This window comes from uncultured Nitrospira sp. (assembly GCA_902500695.1).
Classification (GTDB): Bacteria; Nitrospirota; Nitrospiria; order Nitrospirales; family UBA8639; genus Nitrospira_E.
Window position 1 is genome coordinate 1 of the sequence record CABVRQ010000156.1, and the last position, 3,536, is coordinate 3,536.

Here is a 3,536-nt window from a genome sequence, read left to right on the forward strand (position 1 = left end):
TATTCTTTGACACCACCACTTCATTAACTGTTGCACTTACGAGTTGAATCTAAGGTTTTATAAACCACGTAGTTGTATTCAAAATCTCAGAAAATAAATTTTCAATTTTTTCTTTCTGATCAGAGCCAGAGAAAGACTTGAATTCAACTTGTAAGTGCAACAGTTAATGGTGTGGTGGTGTCAAAGAATACCTCATGTGGCGTACGATAGCCGAGCGTCTTTCTGGGTCGGTGATTCAGCGTGGCCATCACTTCTTTCAGTTCATGCTCGGAGACGTGGGTGAGGTCCCGGTTTTTCGGGAAAAATTGGCGAAGAAGTCCGTTGGTATTTTCGTTCACTCCTCGTTCCCAGGAAGCATAGGGATGCGCAAAGTAGATGCGCGCATCGAGATCCTTGGCCATCCCAGCATGATCACTAAACTCACCGCCATTGTCATACGTAATCGTCTGCACGCGAGTTTGGTAGGGTCGGAGCCCACGGGCGACCGCCTTCCGGACGGCAGCAGCCGTCTTGTGTTGGACGCCTTCAAGCACCGTATACTTGGATTTCCGTTCCACCAAAGTCACTAAGACCCCCCGATGCCCTTTCCCGATTAGGGTATCCCCTTCCCAGTCGCCAATTCGCTGTCGAGCGTTCACCGCCGCCGGACGCTCATCAATCGAGATTTGATTGGGGATCCGCCCACGGCGACGGTACGTGCCATAGCGCTTCCGTCGGGCTTTCTGACAGCGCAAGGAGCGGTAGAGATCACCCCCTGCCTGTTTATCCTGATAGATATACTGATACATCCATTCATGACTGATCGTCTGCCCGTGCTCGCGCTGTAACCGGCCATGGATTTGTTCGGGACTCCAAGCCTCTCGCACCAACGCCTCCACCTGTTGCCAGATAGTCGGAGCCAACCGAGTGCGCCGTTTGGGTCCCTGCCTCGCTTGGGCTAGGCGATGGGCTTGGTGAGGTCGATAGCCACGCAGCCCACGGTTCCGCCGGAGCTCTCGACTGATCGTGGCTTTATGTACTCCAATCACCGTCGCCATTTGGGTTTGATTCTGGCCCGTTTGCATAAGGGCATGAATTTGATATCGTTGTTCGCGGGTCAGCTGCGTATAGCCGCTCATGTGTGCTCCTCTTACTTTGGTCGGTGAGACAAGGCCACGATGTTATCGCAGCTGCCCCGCTCAACCAAGAGCGCGAGTTGCACTTACAAGTTGAATCTAAGTCTTACTTGAAAGCGGAATACCCACGGTTAGGAATAAAGAAGGGGGGCACGGCCAAGGAGCAGAAGTGTTGATAGTTCCAGAACATTTGGCTAGTTACACTTTACATTTAACAGCAACCAATTTGTTGTTTCTGGCGAATTGTGAGGAAAAATACAGCTAACAAAGCATTGCAGCGGACAAGCCGCTGAATAAGGCGTCTGTTGCAATGCGAAAGGCTCTATGCCTTAGACAAAAGGGTCATGGGTTAAGTCTTGCAATATGACAGTGGATAGTCACGCTTGGGGGTAGTTGAGGGAAGTCGAAAGCGGATTGATTCGACATAACATCAGATAGACCCCATAGATTTCTTCGTTCCCTTTTCTTTGACCCGACGCCTGCTGTTCGGCCTTATTGGCGGACGCTCTTCAAGAATTGGCGGACCTTGTTTGAGCAAAGCGAGTTGGTCCGCCCTCTTGTTTCTTGCGTCCGCTTAATCTGAAGAGGCTGAACAGGGCGTCAATGGTTTTGGGTCCTTTTGCCGAAACAAAAGGACCTCGGCTGCCGGGCCGAAACCCAGTGATAGAAACAATAGGTGCGAGCAGCCAACGTGGCGTTGAGGGGGTTGGTTGAGGGTTGGTATTTGATTTCAAGGCCACCTGAGCGGGAAACGAGTCCTCCGTTCACCAAAATTGGGATTGATTCGTATTCTTTCGGGAGCCCTTAGGTCCTTTTTTTCTTCTTTTGCGGTTTCATTTTTTTCATTTTTTTCCGTTTCGCCTCCTCTTCCTCCTCTATTTCTTTGAGCAACTCTTCCAAGCTGGGTTCCCCGTTGGGATGTGTCACCGTAAAGGCATAATCCTTTTTCGTGATTTTGATGACATCGATCTCTTGATCTAAAAACCCCTGAATCTCCTCAAGTCGTACCTTTTCTTCTTTGCTGCAGAACGAAATCGCAATCCCCTTTTTGACACCCCGCCCGGTTCTTCCCACACGATGCACGTAGTTTTCTGCCTTATCCGGCAAGTCATAGTTCAGCACATAATGCACATCCGGAATGTCGATGCCGCGTGCGCTGACATCTGTGGCGATTAAAATCTGACAGGCCCCGGCTTTAAATGCGTTCATCACCGCAGCCCGGTCACGCTGATCCTTTTCCCCATGAATCGTCAGCGTGGCTATCCCGACACGACCCATCGCCTTGGCGACCCGTTCAGCGCGTACTCGCGTCCGGACAAACACGATCACCCGGCTCTCAGGATTATCGGTCAGGAACCGCTCCAGGAAAAACCGTTTATCATCCATTTCGACAAACATCACATAGTGAGAGACACTTTTGGAAACACGATTGTCCGGCGAGATTTGAATCCGGATAGCCGAACTCCTCACTTGAGAATACGCCAGTTTTTTGATGTCGGCATTAATGGTTGCTGAGAAAAAGAGCGTTTGATGTTGGTATGGCAGCTTTTTTTTGATCGCATGAATATCTCCAATAAATCCGAGATCGAGCATGTGATCAGCTTCATCCAACACAAGGGTTTGGACCCGGTCCAGCAGAACATACCCCTGACTGATCAGATCAAAGAGTCGGCCGGGTGTCGTAATGAGCACATCGATGCCATTCTGAAGTGTCTGTATCTGCGGGTCCTGCTCAACGCCCCCATACATGGCAAACGCCTTGACCTTGGTCTGTTTGGACAGCTGGGCAAAGACCTCTCCAATCTGCATCGCCAGTTCGTGCGTCGGCACCATGACAATACATTGGATACCATTGGAGCGTTGACTCCTTTTCCACTTGTCAATGTGATTAATGATCGGGATGGCAAATGCTGCCGTTTTCCCCGTTCCTGTTTGGGCGATGGCCAGAACATCTTCCCCCGCCATGATCGAGGGCATGGCTTTAAATTGGATGTCCGTTGTTTTCACAAACCCGAGTCGGGACAGGTTATTTTTCAACGCATCGGAAATGGGATATTTTTCAAACTTCATGGCGTTTCAATACCTCTTTCTCATCAAATCTGGCATAACAGGGGTGGATCATTCTGGGAATGCTGAAAAAAGCCGCCAGCGGCGTTCCCTGCCTTCGCCGGAGCGGCTTCGCGCAGGCAGGTCGCCATTTTGCCGTGCTCACGTACTAAAAGTACGCTCCGCGCGTCAAAATGACTGCGGCCTTCCCTTCGGCATGACTCAGGGCAGGACTGGACGACTGTTTTGATCATTCCCGTCGACCATTGATATCGAATCCCTGTTGAGTGAATACGTGCGTTTGTTCAGAAATATTCAAAAGGAACATTCATATTTGGGACAGTGCCCCAGTCTACTCGGAAATGATCAGACAGG

2 protein-coding genes are annotated in these 3,536 nt (G+C 50.4%); both read right to left on the bottom strand.

The window, feature by feature from the left end:
* Positions 1-143: 143 nt before the first annotated feature.
* Complete coding sequence (locus AAH187_RS18960) at positions 144-1,118, bottom strand: IS30 family transposase (protein ID WP_342350056.1); 975 nt, start codon at positions 1,116-1,118, stop codon at positions 144-146.
* Positions 1,119-1,919: 801 nt separating this feature from the next.
* Positions 1,920-3,185 (bottom strand): DEAD/DEAH box helicase, encoded by a 1,266-nt coding sequence (locus AAH187_RS18965; protein ID WP_342350057.1) that lies wholly within the window; start codon positions 3,183-3,185, stop codon positions 1,920-1,922.
* Positions 3,186-3,536: the final 351 nt, after the last annotated feature.